18 protein-coding genes are annotated in these 16942 nt (G+C 59.6%); 14 read left to right on the plus strand and 4 right to left on the minus strand.

What is annotated here, in order from left to right:
* Positions 1-5: 5 nt before the first annotated feature.
* Entirely contained in the window at positions 6-2771 is a 2766-nt protein-coding gene (gene polA, locus MA04_RS00840) for a DNA polymerase I (RefSeq protein WP_262459110.1), read from the minus strand.
* 255 nt (positions 2772-3026) lie between these two features.
* On the minus strand, positions 3027-4058 hold the full coding sequence (locus tag MA04_RS00845; RefSeq protein ID WP_262459111.1) for an alpha/beta hydrolase: 1032 nt from the start codon (positions 4056-4058) through the stop codon (positions 3027-3029).
* Positions 4059-4221: 163 nt separating this feature from the next.
* Between MA04_RS00845 and MA04_RS00850 the strand changes: the two genes are divergently transcribed.
* Complete coding sequence (locus MA04_RS00850) at positions 4222-5139, plus strand: homoserine kinase (RefSeq protein ID WP_262459112.1); 918 nt, start codon at positions 4222-4224, stop codon at positions 5137-5139.
* Positions 5140-5192: 53 nt separating this feature from the next.
* Here the strand turns inward: MA04_RS00850 and MA04_RS00855 are convergent, their stop codons facing one another.
* Both MA04_RS00855 and MA04_RS00860 read right to left on the minus strand, forming a co-directional pair.
* The gene (locus tag MA04_RS00855; RefSeq protein ID WP_262459113.1) at positions 5193-6320 is read right to left on the minus strand and encodes a cellulase-like family protein; all 1128 of its coding nucleotides are present in this window, start codon (positions 6318-6320) and stop codon (positions 5193-5195) included.
* 78 nt (positions 6321-6398) lie between these two features.
* Positions 6399-7280, minus strand: coding sequence for a metal ABC transporter substrate-binding protein (locus MA04_RS00860; RefSeq protein WP_262459114.1), 882 nt, complete (start codon positions 7278-7280; stop codon positions 6399-6401).
* 97 nt (positions 7281-7377) lie between these two features.
* On the opposite strand from MA04_RS00860, the gene znuC reads away from it, so the two are divergent.
* From znuC to MA04_RS00925, 13 genes are all read left to right on the plus strand, one after another.
* Positions 7378-8157: a zinc ABC transporter ATP-binding protein ZnuC gene (gene znuC / locus MA04_RS00865; RefSeq protein ID WP_163125031.1), complete on the plus strand. Its 780-nt coding sequence runs from the start codon at positions 7378-7380 to the stop codon at positions 8155-8157.
* Positions 8150-8935 carry a zinc ABC transporter permease subunit ZnuB gene (gene znuB / locus MA04_RS00870; protein ID WP_163125029.1) on the plus strand — a complete coding sequence of 262 codons (786 nt, stop codon included), beginning with the start codon at positions 8150-8152 and terminating at the stop codon, positions 8933-8935. The genes znuC and znuB overlap by 8 nt, the downstream gene beginning before the upstream one ends.
* A gap of 1 nt (position 8936) precedes the next feature.
* The gene (locus MA04_RS00875; protein WP_262459116.1) at positions 8937-10238 is read left to right on the plus strand and encodes an MATE family efflux transporter; all 1302 of its coding nucleotides are present in this window, start codon (positions 8937-8939) and stop codon (positions 10236-10238) included.
* Positions 10239-10422: 184 nt separating this feature from the next.
* The gene (locus tag MA04_RS00880; RefSeq protein ID WP_262459118.1) at positions 10423-10650 is read left to right on the plus strand and encodes an antitoxin; all 228 of its coding nucleotides are present in this window, start codon (positions 10423-10425) and stop codon (positions 10648-10650) included.
* An 8-nt stretch (positions 10651-10658) separates the two neighbouring features.
* Positions 10659-11048 (plus strand): type II toxin-antitoxin system tRNA(fMet)-specific endonuclease VapC, encoded by a 390-nt coding sequence (vapC, locus tag MA04_RS00885; protein ID WP_394356137.1) that lies wholly within the window; start codon positions 10659-10661, stop codon positions 11046-11048.
* A gap of 169 nt (positions 11049-11217) precedes the next feature.
* A complete protein-coding gene (locus MA04_RS00890; RefSeq protein ID WP_262459121.1) occupies positions 11218-11661 on the plus strand; it encodes an MOSC domain-containing protein in 444 nt (147 codons plus the stop codon).
* Between the two features lie 76 nt (positions 11662-11737).
* Positions 11738-12034, plus strand: a complete 297-nt coding sequence (locus MA04_RS00895) for a hypothetical protein (RefSeq protein WP_262459122.1) — start codon at positions 11738-11740, stop codon at positions 12032-12034.
* 106 nt (positions 12035-12140) lie between these two features.
* Positions 12141-12878: a hypothetical protein gene (locus tag MA04_RS00900; RefSeq protein ID WP_262459123.1), complete on the plus strand. Its 738-nt coding sequence runs from the start codon at positions 12141-12143 to the stop codon at positions 12876-12878.
* A gap of 497 nt (positions 12879-13375) precedes the next feature.
* On the plus strand, positions 13376-13762 hold the full coding sequence (locus MA04_RS00905; RefSeq protein WP_163125021.1) for an ester cyclase: 387 nt from the start codon (positions 13376-13378) through the stop codon (positions 13760-13762).
* 258 nt (positions 13763-14020) lie between these two features.
* Complete coding sequence (locus tag MA04_RS00910) at positions 14021-15235, plus strand: winged helix-turn-helix domain-containing protein (RefSeq protein WP_262459125.1); 1215 nt, start codon at positions 14021-14023, stop codon at positions 15233-15235.
* A gap of 27 nt (positions 15236-15262) precedes the next feature.
* The gene (locus MA04_RS00915) at positions 15263-15409 is read left to right on the plus strand and encodes a DUF2200 family protein (RefSeq protein ID WP_316252561.1); all 147 of its coding nucleotides are present in this window, start codon (positions 15263-15265) and stop codon (positions 15407-15409) included.
* Positions 15410-15495: 86 nt separating this feature from the next.
* Positions 15496-16194, plus strand: coding sequence for a DJ-1/PfpI family protein (locus MA04_RS00920; RefSeq protein ID WP_163125017.1), 699 nt, complete (start codon positions 15496-15498; stop codon positions 16192-16194).
* A gap of 201 nt (positions 16195-16395) precedes the next feature.
* The gene (locus tag MA04_RS00925; RefSeq protein WP_262459128.1) at positions 16396-16833 is read left to right on the plus strand and encodes a VOC family protein; all 438 of its coding nucleotides are present in this window, start codon (positions 16396-16398) and stop codon (positions 16831-16833) included.
* Positions 16834-16942: the final 109 nt, after the last annotated feature.

A 16942-nucleotide genomic window follows, 5' to 3' on the forward strand; every position in this document is an offset into this window, starting at 1 on the left:
GAGGCTCAATGCGCCTCTTCCCAGTTGTCACCGATGCCGGCATCCACGATCAGCGGCACTTTCAGTTCGGCGGCGGCCTCCATGCGCTGGCGCACTTCCTTGACCAGTGATTCCACCTGCTTCTCCGCCACTTCAAAGACCAGCTCATCGTGCACTTGCATGATCATCAGGGCATCAAAGTCGGTGGTGTCCAGCCAGTCGTGGACCTGCACCATGGCCCGTTTGATGATATCGGCGGCGGAGCCTTGCATCGGCGCGTTGATGGCGGTGCGTTCGGCGGCCTGGCGGCGCTGACCATTGCGACTGTTGATTTCCGGCAGATACAGGCGGCGCCCAAACAGGGTTTCCACGTAGCCTTTATCGGCGGCGGTGGCGCGAGTGTCATCCATGTAGCGGCGCACGCCGGGGTATTTTTCGAAGTAGCGGTCGATGTATTCCTGCGCCTCACCGCGCGGAATGCGCAGTTGTTTGGCCAGGCCGAAGGCGCTCATGCCGTAAATCAGGCCGAAGTTGATGGCCTTGGCATTGCGGCGTTCATTGTCGCTGACCTCATCCACGGTTTTGCCCCAGACCTCGGCGGCGGTGGCGCGGTGAATATCCAGCCCCTTTTCGAAGGCGTCCAGCAGCCCCTTGTCCCCACTGAGGTGGGCCATGATCCGCAGCTCGATCTGGGAATAGTCACAGGCAACGATCTTGCGCGCCGCTTTACCGTCCGACGGAGGCACGGAAAACGCCTGGCGAATCTTGCGCCCTTCCTCGCTGCGCACCGGAATGTTCTGCAGGTTGGGATCGCTGGAAGACAGCCGTCCGGTGGCCGCCACCGCCTGATGGTAGGAGGTGTGCACCCGGCCGGTGCGCGAGTCGATCAGCTCCGGCAGCTTGTCGGTGTAGGTGTTTTTCAGTTTGGCCACTTCCCGGTAGCCCATGATCACTTCCGGTAACGGGTACTCCAGCGCCAGTTCCTGCAGTACCGCCTCGGCGGTGGAAGGCGCGCCTTTCGGGGTCTTCTTGATTACCGGAATTTCCAGCTTGGTGTAGAGGATTTCACCGAGCTGCTTGGGCGAGCCCAGGTTGAATTTTTGCCCCGCCAGCTCGTAGGCTTTCTCTTCCAGCTCCGCCATGCGTTTGGCCAGATACTGGCTTTGGTGCCGCAGTTTGGCGGCGTCCACATAGGCGCCGTTGCGCTCGATACGGCTGAGTACCGGCACCAGCGGTATTTCGATTTCCTTGAACACCCGCTCCAGGGACTTTTCCTTCTCCAGCTTCGGCCACAGCGCTTCGTGCAGCCGCCAGGTGATGTCCGCGTCCTCGGCGGCGTAGGTACCGGCTTCCTCCAGGCCAATCTGATTGAAGGTCAGCTGCTTGGCGCCCTTGCCGGCGATTTCCTCGAAGCTGATGGTCTTGTGGCCCAGGTATTTGAGCGCCAGGGAGTCCATGTCATGGCGGGTGGCGACGGAATCCAGCACATAGGACTCCAGCATGGTGTCGAAGGCCACGCCGCGCAGGGTGATCTCCGCGTCCACCGCCAGCACGCTCATGTCGTATTTGAGGTTCTGGCCCACCTTCTTGATGTTGTCGTCTTCCAGGATCGGCTTGAGCGTGTCCAATACCCGTTCCCGGGGAAGTTGATCCGGCGTCCCGGGGTAATCGTGACCGAATGGAATATAGGCGGCCTCGCCCGGCGCCAGCGCCACACTGACGCCGACCAGGCGCGCCTGCATGTAATCCAGGCTGGTGGTTTCGGTGTCGAAGGCGAACACCTTGGCTTTGGTCAGCTTCTTCACCCAGGCCTCCAGCCCGGCCTCGTCGACGATGGTGACGTAGCCATCACGCTGAATCGCGCCCTGCTCTCTCCCTTCACCCTCAACCGCCGCAGCGCCGGCGGCCGGATCCTCGCCCTCCAGCAGTTCCGCCAGCCATCCCTTGAATTCGAGAGTGCGGTAATGGTGCATCAGGGCTTCCGTGTCCGGGTCGCCCATTTTCAGGTCTTTGAGCGCTTCCTTGAGCTCGCAGTCCACCTTGATGGTGGCCAGCTTGTAGGAAAGGAACGCCTGCTCGCGGTGCTCTTCCAGTTTCTTGCCCAGGGTTTTGGCGCCACGCACGGAGAGTTCCGCCACCTTGTCCAGGTCGGCGTAGATCTGCTCCATCGACCCGAGCCCCTGCAACAGGGCCAGGGCGGTTTTCTCACCGACACCGGGAACCCCGGGGATGTTGTCCACCTTGTCGCCCATCAGCGCCAGGAAATCGATGATCAGTTCCGGGCCGACGCCGAATTTGTTTTTCACCCCGTCCACGTCGAGCAGGGTGTCGGTCATGGTGTTGATCAGGGTGACCTTGCCGTTGACCAGCTGTGCCATGTCCTTGTCGCCGGTGGAGATCAGCACGTCCTTGCCGTCGCCGCCGAACTGGCGGGCGAAGGTGCCGATCACGTCATCCGCCTCGACCCCCTCTTCAACGATCAGAGGCAGCCCCATGGCGCGGATCAGATCGTGCAACGGCTGCACTTGCTCGCGCAGTTCGTCCGGCATCGGCGGCCGGTTGGATTTGTACTCCTCGAACAGTTCATCCCGGAACGTCTTGCCCTTGGCGTCGAACACCACCGCCATGTATTCCGGATCGTAGTCCTTGATCAGCTTCCGCAGCATCGACGCCACGCCCCGTACCGCGCCGGTGGGCTGCCCATTGGAGGTGGTCAGCGGCGGCAAGGCATGGAAAGCGCGGTAAAGATAGGAAGAACCGTCGACAAGAATGATCGGTTTGGACTCGGCCATGGGGGTCCCTGGGTCACTGTGAGGAAAGGCCACAGTGTAACGCGAAGGCTCGGGCCCAATCGACCGGAGAAGTCCGCCGGGGTGGCGCCACCGGCTGGCGAAGGGCTCTGTCTCCCAACGCCACAACGATTCGCTTGCAGGCAAGCTCCCACAGCGGCTTCGTAGCGCAACCTGTGGGAGCCAGCCTGCTGGCGAATTCCGGACCTTGAAGCTCCCACAAAAAAGCCATGAAACCGCTGTTGGACCGGCATCGGTTCAGAGACGCTCGCGGATCTGCCGGCAGATGGCGTTCACCGCCTTGCGCGCGGCAGGAATGGCGCCGCCCATGGTGATGAAGCCGTGTACCAGCTCCGGGTAGTCCAGATTCACCACGGTGACCCCGGCGGCCTTGAGTCTTTCGCCATAGGCCAGGCCTTCGTCGCGCAGCGGATCGGTGGCGGTCACCAGGATGGTTTCCGGCTGCCCCTGCAGATCCGGGTTGCGCAGCGGCGAGATGCGAATATCGTCCAGCAGGCTGTCATCAGGCAGGTACTGTTGGTGGAACCAGGCGATCATGTCCCGGTCCAGTCCGCCTTCACCGGCCCCCAAGGTCACCGCCGACTCGAAATTCGTCTCGCCGTCGGTTTTCGGATAAACCGCCACCACCAGTTTCGGCTTGGCAAGCCCTTCCAGCGCGGCCTGTTGCGCGGTGACGATGCTCAGATTGCCGCCGGCGCTGTCCCCCATCACGGCCAAACGCTGGACATCCAATCCCAGCTTGTCGGCCTGGCTCAGAATCCACCGCCAGGCGGCCACCACGTCATCCGCGGCGGTGGGCGCCACATGCTCCGGTGCCAACCGGTAGTCCACATTGAGGATCACCGCGCCGGTGCGGTTGGCCAGATAGCGGCACAACCGGTCGTATTCCACGGCGGAACCAATGGTAAAACCGCCGCCGTGGAAATAAACGATGGCCGGGGCCGGAATCGGCGCCGCCACCGGACGGTACAAACGCACCAGGATATCGCCACCGACCACCGGCACGCACAGATCGCTGACCTGGGCCACCGCTTCGTGACCGACATCAAGCATGTCGATCATCTGAGCATAAAAGGCACGCCCCTTGGGTAGCGGCAGTTGATGAAACCCCTTGCGACCGTCGCCGAGCGCCAGTAACAGACGCAAGCGCGGGTCCAGACGGCCGCGGTCGACTTTTTCCACCAGACCGGCCAGACGCCCGAGAGCGCTGCCGGGGAGTTTCATCAGGGTGCGGACCGTATGCCGCTCCAGGGTGTGTTGTAATGCCATGTCTGCTCCTTGCTGAGGAGATTTGTAAAATATTTTTTACAAATCGTGCCCGGGAAATGCGAGAGTTATACCATCGGTCAATGTAAACGGCTCGGTCATCCCCGGCCGTTTTTCGGGCGCCCTCTCTCCCCGGTGGATGCCCTGTGTTTCAAGGAAGACGTTCATGTCCGTCTACACGCCCGTGTCCCAACGCCGCATCGCCGAGGTGCTAACGCATTACAACCTGGAGTTGGTATCGGCCATCGCCGCCAGCCACGGCATTGAAAACAGTACTTTCCTGATCGAAGCCCGCCAGTACGATGGCGCCACCCGGGAAGTGGTGCTGACCGTGTTCGAACAGTTCGACGAGGACGAGCTGGCGCCCTACATCAAGGTGGTGTCCGATCTGGCTCTGGCACGCTTGCCGGTGGCACCGGCGCTGGCCGACGGCAAGGGGCGTACCGTTCATGAGGTGGAGGGCAAGCCGGCGGTATTGATGCCACGCTTGCGCGGCGAGCATTGTCTGAGCCCACAGGTAGAACACTGCCGCCAGATCGGCCATGTGCTGGCGCAATTGCATCAGGCACCGATTGACGACCTCGGCCGCCTGCCCAATGAGCGGGAACGGCTGGCCCGTTTCATGGAACAGCCCACGCGATTGCCGGACGCCGCCACCCATCAGGCCGCCCAGATCCTGAAGCGCTGGAAAAAGACGCCCCCCACCGGGGTACTGGTCCACGCCGACCTGTTCCGCGACAACGTGCTGTTCGATGGCGATCACCTGAGCGGCGTGCTGGACTTTTACAACGCCTGCGCGGAACGGCCGGAATACGATTTGGCGGTGGCACTGAACGACTGGTGCGTGGCCGCCGACGGCCGGCCGGTTCCACGCCGTGAGGCGGCGTTATTGGCCGGTTACCGTGAGGGCGGAAGTCACTACGACGAGGAGGTGCTGTCACTGGCCCTGGCGGTGGCGGCGCTGCGTTTCTGGCTGTCCCGCCTGGCCGGGCCGGTCTCCGCCCATGCCCAGGGGCAAGGCAGCAAGGATCCAGCGGAATTTGCCCGTATCTTTGGCTACCGCTTCAATGCACTCAGTCTGTAGCCTTTCATTGATACGGGTAACGCGGGCCCTGTTTCTTCAATACGCTGCTGGCGTTACCCGCCAGCGCGGATACGCCGGTTGAGTTGCTCCAGCCAATCCTGTTCCTGCCACAGCCAGGCCGTCTGCGGACGCGCCAAACTGGTCGGTGTCATCACCGACACCCCGGCGGTGAGCGCCTGATCCACGGTGGACTCGATGAACGCCGCCCAGCCCCGGGGCAACGACGAAGGCGGCCGGGACACCTGCAAATAGCCGTCGCCCAGGACCGGTTCCATGCGCCGCAGCCGGGCGAACGCTAGCCGCCGGTTCAACTGATCATGCAGACGCCGCAACCACTGTTCGCCGGTGGCCTCCATCAACAATTGTCGCACCGGCGGCGCCAGCATCCGGCCGAGCCGGCCGGGCACCGGCAGGCGCTCGCCGCTGGCCAGGCGAAAACGGGGATCGTCGTCGAGCCACAGCGCCAGCTCCAGAAAATCCAGCTCTCCGGTGTCCATCTGCCGCAGATACTCACTTTGTCCGGCGCCACAACTGACCCCGAAGCGCACACCAGGGAACAGCGCCCGCAACGTCCTCGGCACTTCCACCAGATAGGCTTCCAGGGACCGTTCCTCGCGCTCGCTCCAGTGCCGTGGCAGCGGCCGCTCCGGTGACCGGCCGAACACCCGGCGGATCAGCCCATGGGCCGCCGGCGGCTGGGGGAACTGGTGACAGAAATCCACCGCCACCACCCGGTCCAGCAGCTCCCATTCCCGAATCAGACCCAGGGTCTGAGCCCAGACATCGACGAAATCCTCCGGCCGTCGCACGAAAGAGCGGCGAGCACGGGAATCCGGCAGGAAATGGCTGTTCAGCCACAGCGACAGGCCACGGTCGGCGGCCCCCTGCATCAGCCGCCTTACACTGCGGCGAATGCGGATAGTGGCCTTGGTGGCGGACAGGTCACGGCGCGGGTCGGCGGGCACATCCAGCTCGCAACGGTCCATATGGACACCGCGCGCCGGCGCCGCCAGCAGATGGGGAAAGGGATCCAGGCGCAGGGCGTTAAAACCGCGAGCCACCGTCTCATCCAGCACACGGTCCAGAGACCGGTACTCACGCGCCAGCGGCCAGGCATAATCCCAGCACGCCAGGGCGAGGCGCTCGCTCTCCTTACCTGCTGACGGTCCCTGCTCACCCATCCGCTCTGCTCTTATTCAAACAAGCGCATCAGCATACCGGTTTCGGCGCCGCGCTCAATGGGCCCGGACGGGCCAATATCACGGTCCCTGCTGCAAACAGGCGACGAAAGCGGGGGTGACCACCTGTTCCAGCCAGTCGCTGTAACCGCTGTCGGCGTGGTCCCGGCCCAACGGATCCAGCCTGATCAGGTCGCAATTCGGACACAGCCGTTTTACCAGTTGCCCCTGGGCTTCCGGCTCCAGCAGAGCACACCGCATATTGCTTTTACTGATCCGCGCCGCCAACGTGACGAAGCGGCGGCTGCTCGGCCCCGCGCCCAATTGCTCGCTGATCACCAGCGGGTCGGCCAGGCCAAAGTGGTGCTGAAAATAGGCGTAGGGATGATGGTAGGTCAGCCAGGCTTGCTCTTGCAGCGGCGCAAGGCGCGCGGCAATGGACTGTTCGGCGGCTTCCACCGCGGCGATGAAGCGGCCCGGTTCCATCGCCGGCAAGGGCACCCGGTCCTGCTCCGCCAATGCTCGCGCCAGTACCACCATGTTGGCGGGCGCCAGCCACAAATGCGGATCGATCTGACTGTGCGAATGACCGGCGTGGTCTCCGGCGTGATCGTGGCCGGCACTGCCATCACGCACTTCGGCGCCCGGCAAGTCCGCCAGGGCCAGGTTGGGACCGGAACGGCGCCGGATCAGCGCCGCCACTGGCGGCTCGGCATCCTCGCCAAGCCACACCACCAGATCCGCGTCCCGGACCGCCAGAGCCTGGCGTGGCGACAACGACAGATGGTGCGGATTCTGATTCGGCGCCAGCAACGTGACCACCTCGGCCTGGTCGCCATACAGTTGCCGCAACGCCATGGCCAGCGGCTCGACACTGGCGACAATGGTGACGGAAGAGGATGGCGAGGCCGACGAAACCGACCACCCCACCAGGAACAGCAGGATCAACAAGAAACAGCGCATGGGGCATCCCCGAAAACAGCAAACCCGGACGTCAATGAGAGCGCCTCGGAACAAGTGAAATAGTATATCATCACGGCTTTTGAGAATGGGCCTGTTTATGGACACGGCATTGGTGCAACTGGATGACGTTTCCCTCTCCTTCGGCGCGGAGCCGGTGTTGGAGCGGGTATCCCTGACCCTGAATCCAGGCGGCATCACCACCCTGATCGGCCCCAACGGCGCCGGCAAGAGCACCCTGGCCCGTGTCGTACTGGGCCTGCAGGCGCCGGATCAGGGCCGCGTCTGGCGCCGTCCGGGCTTGCGCATCGGCTACATGCCCCAGCATCTGCAGGTGGACGAGAGCCTGCCGCTCACCGTCGACCGTTTTCTCTGGCTGGCCGCGCCGGGCCGTACCCGTCATCGCCGTGAAGCCCTGGCCCGCACCGGCGTCTCCCACTTGCGCCGCCGGGCCGTGCGGCGGCTGTCCGGCGGTGAACTGCAACGGGTGCTGCTGGCCCGCGCACTGCTGCGCAAACCAGACCTGCTGGTGCTGGACGAACCGGCCCAGGGCGTGGACGTGGCCGGCCAGGACGCCCTCTATGGCCTGCTCAGCGAAGTGCGCGAAAGCACCGGCTGCGGCATCCTGCTGATCTCCCATGATCTGCATCTGGTGATGGCGCGCACCGATCAGGTGGTGTGCCTGCAACATCATGTGTGCTGCTCCGGCACCCCGGAATCGGTGAGCCGGGACCCGGCCTACCACGAACTGTTCGGACCCCGCGCCGGCACCCCCAATCTGGCGCTGTACACCCACGACCACGATCACGCCCACGATCTGCACGGCCATGTGCATGATGACCCTGAACACCATGACCACGGGGAGCACCACCATGATTGAGTTGTTGCTGCCCTCGCTGCTGGCCGGCCTGGCGGTGGCGCTGGTCTCCGGCCCCATGGGCGCGTTCGTGGTGTGGCGGCGGATGGCGTTCTTCGGCGACACCCTGGCCCACGGCGCCCTGCTCGGCGCCGCCCTGGCCCTGGCCCTGGATGTGAACCTGTATCTGGCGGTGGTGGTGGCCTGCCTCTCCATCGCCCTGGCCCTGACCGGCCTGCAACAGCAAAGACAGATCGCCGGCGACACCCTGCTCGGCATCGTCGCTCACACCACTCTGGCCCTCGGAGTGATCAGCCTGAGTGTGCAGCAAAGCGTACAGGTGGACCTGATGGCCTATCTGTTCGGCGACCTGCTGGCGGTGACCTGGAACGACGTGCTCGCGCTGTGGGCCGGAGCGGCATTGATCATCGCCCTGGTGGTCTGGCAGTGGCGCGCGCTGCTGAGCATCACCGTGAACGAAGAGCTGGCCCAGGTGGAAGGGGTGCCCGTCGCCCTCACCCGCCTGCTACTGATGCTGCTGCTGGCGCTGCTGATCGCCGGCGCCATCCGCACCGTGGGGGTGCTGCTGATCACCTCCCTGCTGGTGATCCCCGCCGCCGGCGCCCGGCGCCTGTCCAGCACCCCGGAGCAGATGGCCATGCGCGCCAGCGTGCTCGGGCTGCTGTCGGTGACCCTGGGCATGGCGATGAGCTGGTACGCGGACACGCCGGTGGGACCGTCCATCGTGGTGGCCGCCGCCGCGCTGTTTGTCCTCACGCTACTGCGCCGGCCGCCGTCCTGACATGAACCGCAACACCAACCTGGACCGGCGCATCTGGGCACTGGCCTGGCCCCTGCTGTTATCCAACGCCACCGCCCCCTTGCTGGGCCTGGTGGACACCGCCGTGGTTGGCCATCTGTCGTCGCCCGTATTTCTGGCGGCGGTGGCGCTGGGCGGCAACGTGTTCATGTTCCTCTACTTTTCTTTCAATTTCCTGCGCATGGGCACCACCGGCTTCACCTCCCAGGCGCGCGGCGCCGGCGACAACACCCTGGTGGTACTGCTACGGGCCTTGCTCCTTTCCTTTTCTATTGGCGTTGCCCTGATCCTGCTGCAGCCGGCATTGCGCGAACTGTCGCTGTGGCTGCTCGGCGGCAGCGACGAGGTGCAGACCCTGGCCAGGGACTACATCAACCTGCGTATTCTTGGCGCCCCGGCGGCGCTGGCCAACTTCGCCCTGATCGGCTTCGCCATCGGCATGCACAACACCCGCGTGCCGCTGAAAATGACGCTGCTGATGCACAGCAGCAATGCCCTGCTGGATGTGCTGCTGGTGCAGGTTTGGCACTTCGATGTGCGCGGCGTGGCCGCGGCCAGCGCCGCGGCGGAGTACATCGGCCTCGCCGGCGGCCTGTTCTGGCTGCGCCGGCATATCTTCGGCGACGCCTGGCGGACCCTGCCGAGACACCTGCTGCTGCAGGCCGCGCCGATGATGCGGCTGATGGCGGTGAACCGGGATATCTTCCTGCGCACCGTGGCGTTGCTCACCGTGTTCTTCTTTTTCGCCGCCCAGGGCGCCCGCCTCGGCGACACTACCCTCGCCGCCAACGCTGTTCTGATTACCTTTCTGCTGTTATTGAGCAACACCCTGGACGGCTTCGCCAACGCCGCCGAAGCCCTGGTGGGCGATGCCCTGGGACGGGGCCGGACCACGGAGCTTCATCAAGCGGTACGCCGCACCGGCCTGTGGACACTGATCGTCGCGGTGATCGCCCTGATCGGCTTCGCCCTCGGCGGCGTACCACTGATCCACCTGCTCAGCGACCTGCCCGCCATCCGCGACACCGCCACCCACTACCTGCCCTGGATGCTGCTGCTCCCCCTCACCGCCAGCGCCGGTTTCTGGCTGGACGGCGTCTTCGTCGGCGCCACCCTGGCCCGGGAAATGCGTAACACCATGCTGGTGGCCACCTTACTGTTCTTTCCGATGTGGTGGCTCACCCGCCCACTGGACAACCACGGCCTGTGGCTGGCCCTGAATCTGTGGATGGCCAGCCGGGGGCTGTTGATGGCCTGGGTTTGGCGGCGGCGCGGCTTCGTATAGCCTCCTTGCTCTATGGGAAGCCAGCTCGCTGGCGAATAAGGATTCCCATATACACTCCGGTGTTTCCCTCCTGTCTGAATAGGCAAGCGGATGTATATGGTATTGACATATGGGGAACGGCGCCCCAGGATTGTATATGTCTGACACATATACAATCCGCCAAAAGGGCCGAACAGTGGAACGCGTGCGTATTTTCAAAAACAACCAGAGCCGGGCGATTCGACTGCCCAAGGCGCTGGACTTCTCATCCGATGTCCAGGAAGTGGACATTATTCGCGTCGGCAATACGCGCGTCATCGTGCCGGCCGGACAGGGGTGGGCAACCTGGTTCGATCGGGATTCCAGTGTCACTGATGATTTCATGGCAGAGCGGGAACAGCCGGATGATCAGGAACGGGATGCGCTTGAATGATCCGATATATGCTCGACACCAACATCGTGATCTACACCCTGAACAATCGCCCCCGCCAGGTTCGCGATCACTTCATTGCCCACGATGGCCAGATGTGTGTGTCTTCCGTGACCATGATGGAGCTCTATTTTGGCGCGGAAAAGTCCAGCAACCCCGACCGAAATATTGCGGAGATCGAACAGTTTGCCGCCCGGTTGGATATTTTTGACTACGACACACTGGCTGCTGCTCATACTGGCCAGATTCGCAACGAATTGAGGTGCTCCGGGAAAAACATAGGCCCATACGACCAAATGATCGCCGGCCACGCCCGTTCGGCGGGGCTCATCGTTGTCACCAATAACGTCAGTGAATTTAGCCGCGTATCGGGATTACGAATCGAAAACTGGGCCCAATAAAGCCCGTTGGCGGGCCGCCTGATGCGGTCGTTCGACCGGGATCATGCCGGAACCAGGCGTTAAGTTCTGCGGGCTTGAGGGCAATGGAGTTCAAGTCTTGTCTTTTGCTTATCCAGGCCTAGCCTCATAGAGAAGACGACTGATCGCCATTTGTGCGATGGAGGTGCCAATGACATCCATGGGAACCGTCAGCGAGCTATGGCGCTATCCCGTCAAGTCAATGCTGGGCGAGCGGTGCGAGGCGCTTCGGATGGAGGAGCGTGGTGTCGAAGGTGATCGTCTGTTTGCTGTCAGGGATACCAAGGGGAAGTTTGGGAGTGGCAAGAGCACCAGGCGCTTCCGCCCCAATCTGGTCATCGACGTTCCAGGCACCGGTTTGGTCGAGCAGGCTTGGTTGGGTAAGCGGTTGTACGTGGGGAAGGAAGTCGAGCTGGAGGTGTATGCTACCACCGAACGTTGTGGCATGGTGGCATTTGCGCAAAGCGAGCTGCCGGAAGAGCCGGGCATTCTGCGGCATATCTCGCAGCAGTCGGGTCTCAAATTCGGGGTTTATGCTCGAGTCGTGGTGCCCGGGATCGTGCACTTTCATGATTCGGTAGCCCTTAAGGGTTAAGAGAAGCCAAGAAGACAGCCCTGCCCCCATTTACGTTGCACAGACTCATTCATTCAAACGTTAGGAGGTGGCAACCGTGAAGGTTCTAGACCACGAACCCTATCGATGGTTTCTTCTTGAAGACTCGGGGGGGCTGCTATTGGATATAAGCTGCCATCATAGCTTTATCAGCTATAACGTCCTCATCCAGTTGACGCCCGATGAGATACAGGAATACCGGCAGCGTGGCCGGGATTACCTGAACTGGCTTTCCGAGGACGTCCATAACAGCGCACCGATCCTCAAAGTCAGCAAATCGATCTACAAGGGGCGCAATATTTCGCCCTTACATAAAGAGCGGGTCGTTGAAGCAATAAAAGCGTGGCGTTCGTAAACCCGAGGTCCGGCTTTTCGGTTTGCCTGCGCTGGCGATCCGAAGCGGGAGAAACCTTATTGAGATAAACGAAAAATGCCCTTGAAATAGCTGTTAGGTTGAAAGCATGTCACAAGAGATGGATTGGAAACAAAACTCCAAAGAGCTGGAGGCAGTTGAGGCTGAGATATGCTTTCTGCTCTCAGATTCATTCTATACAGGTGATCCAAATGATATTTCCCAAATTGAAAACGAGGAGTATCAAGAGAATAACCCGTTACCGAGCTTCAAGCGAGAGGCTGACTCCATTGTCAGGACGTCGGAAGCATTGGGCTATGAAGAGGAGCTAATCATCTTCTATAGGCAGATAGTTGAAAAAGCCGTTAGATACGAAAAGGACTTCAATTCAATCCGATCATACTTCTGGATGCGGCTTTGGTTGCGGGAGAAAGATGGAAAAAGCGCAATCTCGTTCCCTTGGTATGATTCACTCAATGAAATGCAGCGCTTCTTCTCTGCCCTTGAGTCCTATGATGATCCCGGCAAAGTATACTGGGATGCGGATCAGGGCTGGGAAATCCATGTCGCGGTCGACGATAATTTTTTCTATATCAGGCAACTCGACCCCGATGAGGGCGAAGAGCATGAAAACATAAAGGTGCCAAAGGAAGGCTTGATCAAAACCGTTGATGAACTGAATCAGCGCGCCACATCCATCATCGCTGCTTTGGCTGAAGGTGTCGGAGTTGATGTTTGGTCCGAGCACTTACAAGAAGCCCGTTTTGGCACCCATGAATGGCAACCTGGCGAGCTGGTCAATCGGATTAAAAAGCGAGGCTTGTTTAGCCGATTACTTGGACGTTAGGCGGGTGCACGCCACGGAGCGAGGCCTTTACGCGCGGCTCAAGATAAATGCCAGGAAATACAAATGATTCCTGTTGGATACATGGCCAAAAGAGTTGTGTCATTTGGGTCAGATCTTGCCCGGTGCTTCACAGCCACTCTTTCCAGTCAAGGAAGGCAAATGGAAAGACCTGTCAATGACACAAAGACAATGGCGATAGCAACACCTAAGGAGCCTCTGAAAAACGTCATGCCGGGCTTGACCCGGGGTGACGTTTTTCAGAGGCTCCTTAGGCATTCCAACGCTGCTTGAAGTTATCTCAAATTCAGGCTGTGTTTGCAGGCACTTAGAGTATGATCAACACTCAGCATTACATCTGTATCTTATTGTTCAAAAAGCCTAACAAGGCGCTGCACTAGCGAAAATTACCCGCTGCGCTCTTCGTTTTCTGGCGAGCGCGGCGTTAGGCGTCGGAACAACCGCCGGCGACAAACTCTCACGGCCACAGGCACTTCAAAATGACCAGTGCGGAACTCACCAGCGTTTACAAGGGCTATATCGCGTGTCTGAACGCGCAGGATTGGAAAAAACTAGAGTATTTCGTAGCCGACGATGTTGAGCACAATGCCAGCGTTCTGGGCTTGCCGGGTTATCGCAAGATGCTGGAGAAGGATTTTTCAGAAATCCCAGACCTGCAATTTAACATTGAACTGTTAGTAGTAGAACCACCTCATATCGCAAGCCGTTTACGCTTCGATTGCTCGCCTTCGGCAACCTTTCTTGGCCTAAGCGTAAATGGGAAAGCGATTTCCTTCGCGGAGAACGTTTTCTACGAGTTTCGGGAGGCCAAGATTGCGCGCGTCTGGTCAGTCATTGACAAGGCTGCAATTGAGGCTCAGCTGTAAGCTTGGGGCAAGTGGGTTGGGGCGTTAGTGCTATGAACACGTTGCAATTACATAGAGATGGATTCGAGAGTGGCGTTGTCACTGAATCCAGTTTTGCCGCTTTACATGATGCCGAGGGCTACGGTACCACCCCCTCCTCCGGCGAGTTTCTTCGGCGCTCGAAGCATTGACAAGGCCAGGCACAGCGCCGGCTTTTTCGTTCCGGCTTCGCCTCCCCTACAAAGCCGTGTGTGCTGTTGGCGTTAGGCAAATATGACGATGATTGAGATTAAACACCCGCAAGAGCTGATGCGTTTACGCCGCCTTGCCTTGGCGGCGCAAGGTTTGCTGCAGGCGCAGCCTTATGGCAGTGGTTTGGCCGGGGCGCGTAAAGCGATTAACCACCTGGGTTATGTTCAGATTGACACCATATCGGTGGTGGAGCGGGCACACCATCATGTTCTTCACTCCCGAGTGCCTCAATTCAACCCGGTCATGACCAATAAGATGTTGGTTGATGGCGACATTTTTGAGTATTGGGCGCATGCGGCGGCCTTTCTACCCATCGCCGATTTTCGCTTTTCATTGCCCTACAAGCATGCCATTAAAAATGGTCGGACCCATTGGAATAGAAGCCCTGATAGAGCGCTCATGAGCAGGCTGTTGAGGCGCATACGTTCAGAGGGCCCGATACGGTCGCGTGATATAGAAACCAGCACGGAGAAACGTGCAGGCTGGTGGGATTGGAAGCCCGCGAAAAAGGCGCTCGAACAACTGTATATGCAAGGCGACCTGATGGTCAGTGATCGTACCGGCTTCCAGAAAACCTATGACTTAACCGAGCGAGTACTGCCCGATCACGTCAATACACAGATGCCCGGCATGGATGAGTTTGCGACGCACATTGTAGACCAGCAATTGCGTTGCCATGGGCTTGCTTCACTCAAAGGGCTGACCTACCTGCGCCGAAACCCCGCGTTGCGGAAGGCAGTGAAAGTCCTTGTCAACGAAAGGCTCGCGCAGGGCACGTTAGATCAGATAAAACTCAGCAGCGGCGAAGTCTTTATAATGGAGGCGGGGGTGCTTGAGCGGCCGCTTCCACGGCTGAACAACCGCATGGTCATTCTTTCTCCGTTCGACAATAGCGTTATTCAGCGCGAACGGCTCAAATCGCTTTTTCAATATGACTATCAAATAGAATGCTACGTGCCCGAGGCCAAACGTCGATACGGCTATTTTTGCCTACCGCTGCTCTATCGCGATGAGTTTGTTGGGCGGATGGATTGCAAAGCCCATCGGAAGACCGGAGTGTTGGAGATTAAGTCACTGTATTTTGAGCAGCACAACTTTGACGAAGACCAGATTGTGACTGCCTTTGTGGATGTCATCACAAAGTTCTGTCAGTTCCAGGAATGTGACACCGTGCGTTTATCAGAAGCCTACCCAAAACACCTGACCCAACGTTTGTGCCACGAGCTAGAATCTCTGGGATGATACGGATTCAAAGCAGTGCGTCTAACGATGCACCAAGCCCTTCGGGCACAAGCAGAGGGTGGCGTTCGCGTGGAAGAAATCGGAGATCCTTTGATGCAAAAAATCCGATATCTGGATAAGCTGATTGATGAGTTGGCGAAAGGAAAGACAATGGAGGGGATTTTTCGGCAATAGTTCCGTAGTTGTTTTCTCCATACCTGTATGCTTCCGCATAACAAATTTCGGGTGCGGGATCATCCCCTACTAAAGGAAATCAAATTATGAGTAAGAAGTTGATTGGCAAAATTCTTCTATTGATTACTGTGGCTTTGTTTTCATCACCTTCGATAGCCGCGAAAAATCGTATCGGAATTTTGGTTTACGACAAAGTATTGAGCAGTGACGTAACGGCCCCGGCCGAGGTCTTTGGCGTTGCCACACGAAAATCCTGGTTCTCAAATTACGAAGTGTTACTAATTGGCGTAGATCGAGACGCTTCCGTGGTGACCACGGAGGAAGGCATACGCCTGACGGTCGACAAAACGATCTATGACGATCTCGAATTGGATGCGCTAATCGTAACCAGTTCTTATGTCATGGATACCCTTTTTGAGAACAAGGACTTAACCAAATTCCTCAAAAGTCAGGCCCAGAATGTTTCCTGGCTGGCAAGTAACTGCTCTGGCGCTTTTTTGTACGCCCATGCGGGCCTTCTGGATGGTTACACAGCGACCACCTGGGCTGGAGGTGAAAAGCAGTTGCAGCGTGAATTTCCCAAAATCAATGTGATCGAGGATCGCAATGTTGTCGTTGATCGCAACAGAATCTCCAGCAATGGTGGGGTTCCGTCTTATCAGGGTGCTCTGGTCCTGCTGGCCCAGATGAGTAGCGAGAGGAAGGCTAAACAGGTATTTGAAACGATCCAGTTAAATCGTCTAATCCCCTGGAGCGAGGTAACCCGATACTTTCCTGAAAAATAAGCGCGAACTATATACAACATCGCTTGCTATCGGAGACCTGGAACAGGTTTTTCTTTTTCTCGTCCAAACCTGGCTTCATAGGGAAGACAAAACGCAAGACCTGACCCCATTGATGCTCTACCTGTCTGGTACCTGTGGGCAAGGGAGAATTTGTCGCCTATAAATCCTGCGTATGAGCACGCCGGGCGCCAAGGAGACAGTATGACCGTCAAACGTATGGACAACGTGGGCATCGTGGTCGAAGACATCGATGCCGCCATTGAGTTCTTTAGCGAACTTGGCCTCGAACTCGAGGGGCGCGCACCTGTCGAGGGAAGCTGGGCTGATGATGTGACCGGGTTGCGCGGCATGCGCGTCGAGATTGCCATGATGCGCACGCCGGATGGCCACAGCCGGCTCGAACTCTCCCGGTTCCTGGCGCCGCCCGTGGTCGCCGATCACCGCACCGCGCCGGTGAACGCTCTCGGCTATCTGCGCGTGATGTTCACCGTGGAGGACATCGACGATACGCTCGTCCGGCTTAGCAACCGCGGCGCGGAACTCGTCGGCACGGTGGCCCAATTCGGAGACACGTATCGCCTCTGCTACATCCGCGGCCCCGAAGGAATCCTCATCGGACTCGCCCAGGAGCTTGGGTAGCCGATTCGCTGCCAAGGCAGCTTCCCACAAAGGCAACGAAGTCGCTGGCCCGCTAGCGAATGATTCATGGAAGAATTCGCCAGCAGGCGGAGGGCCGCCCCGACTGGCT

Origin of the sequence: Alloalcanivorax balearicus MACL04 (assembly GCF_025532145.1) — a bacterium.
In the GTDB taxonomy this organism is placed as follows: domain Bacteria; phylum Pseudomonadota; class Gammaproteobacteria; order Pseudomonadales; family Alcanivoracaceae; genus Alloalcanivorax; species Alloalcanivorax balearicus.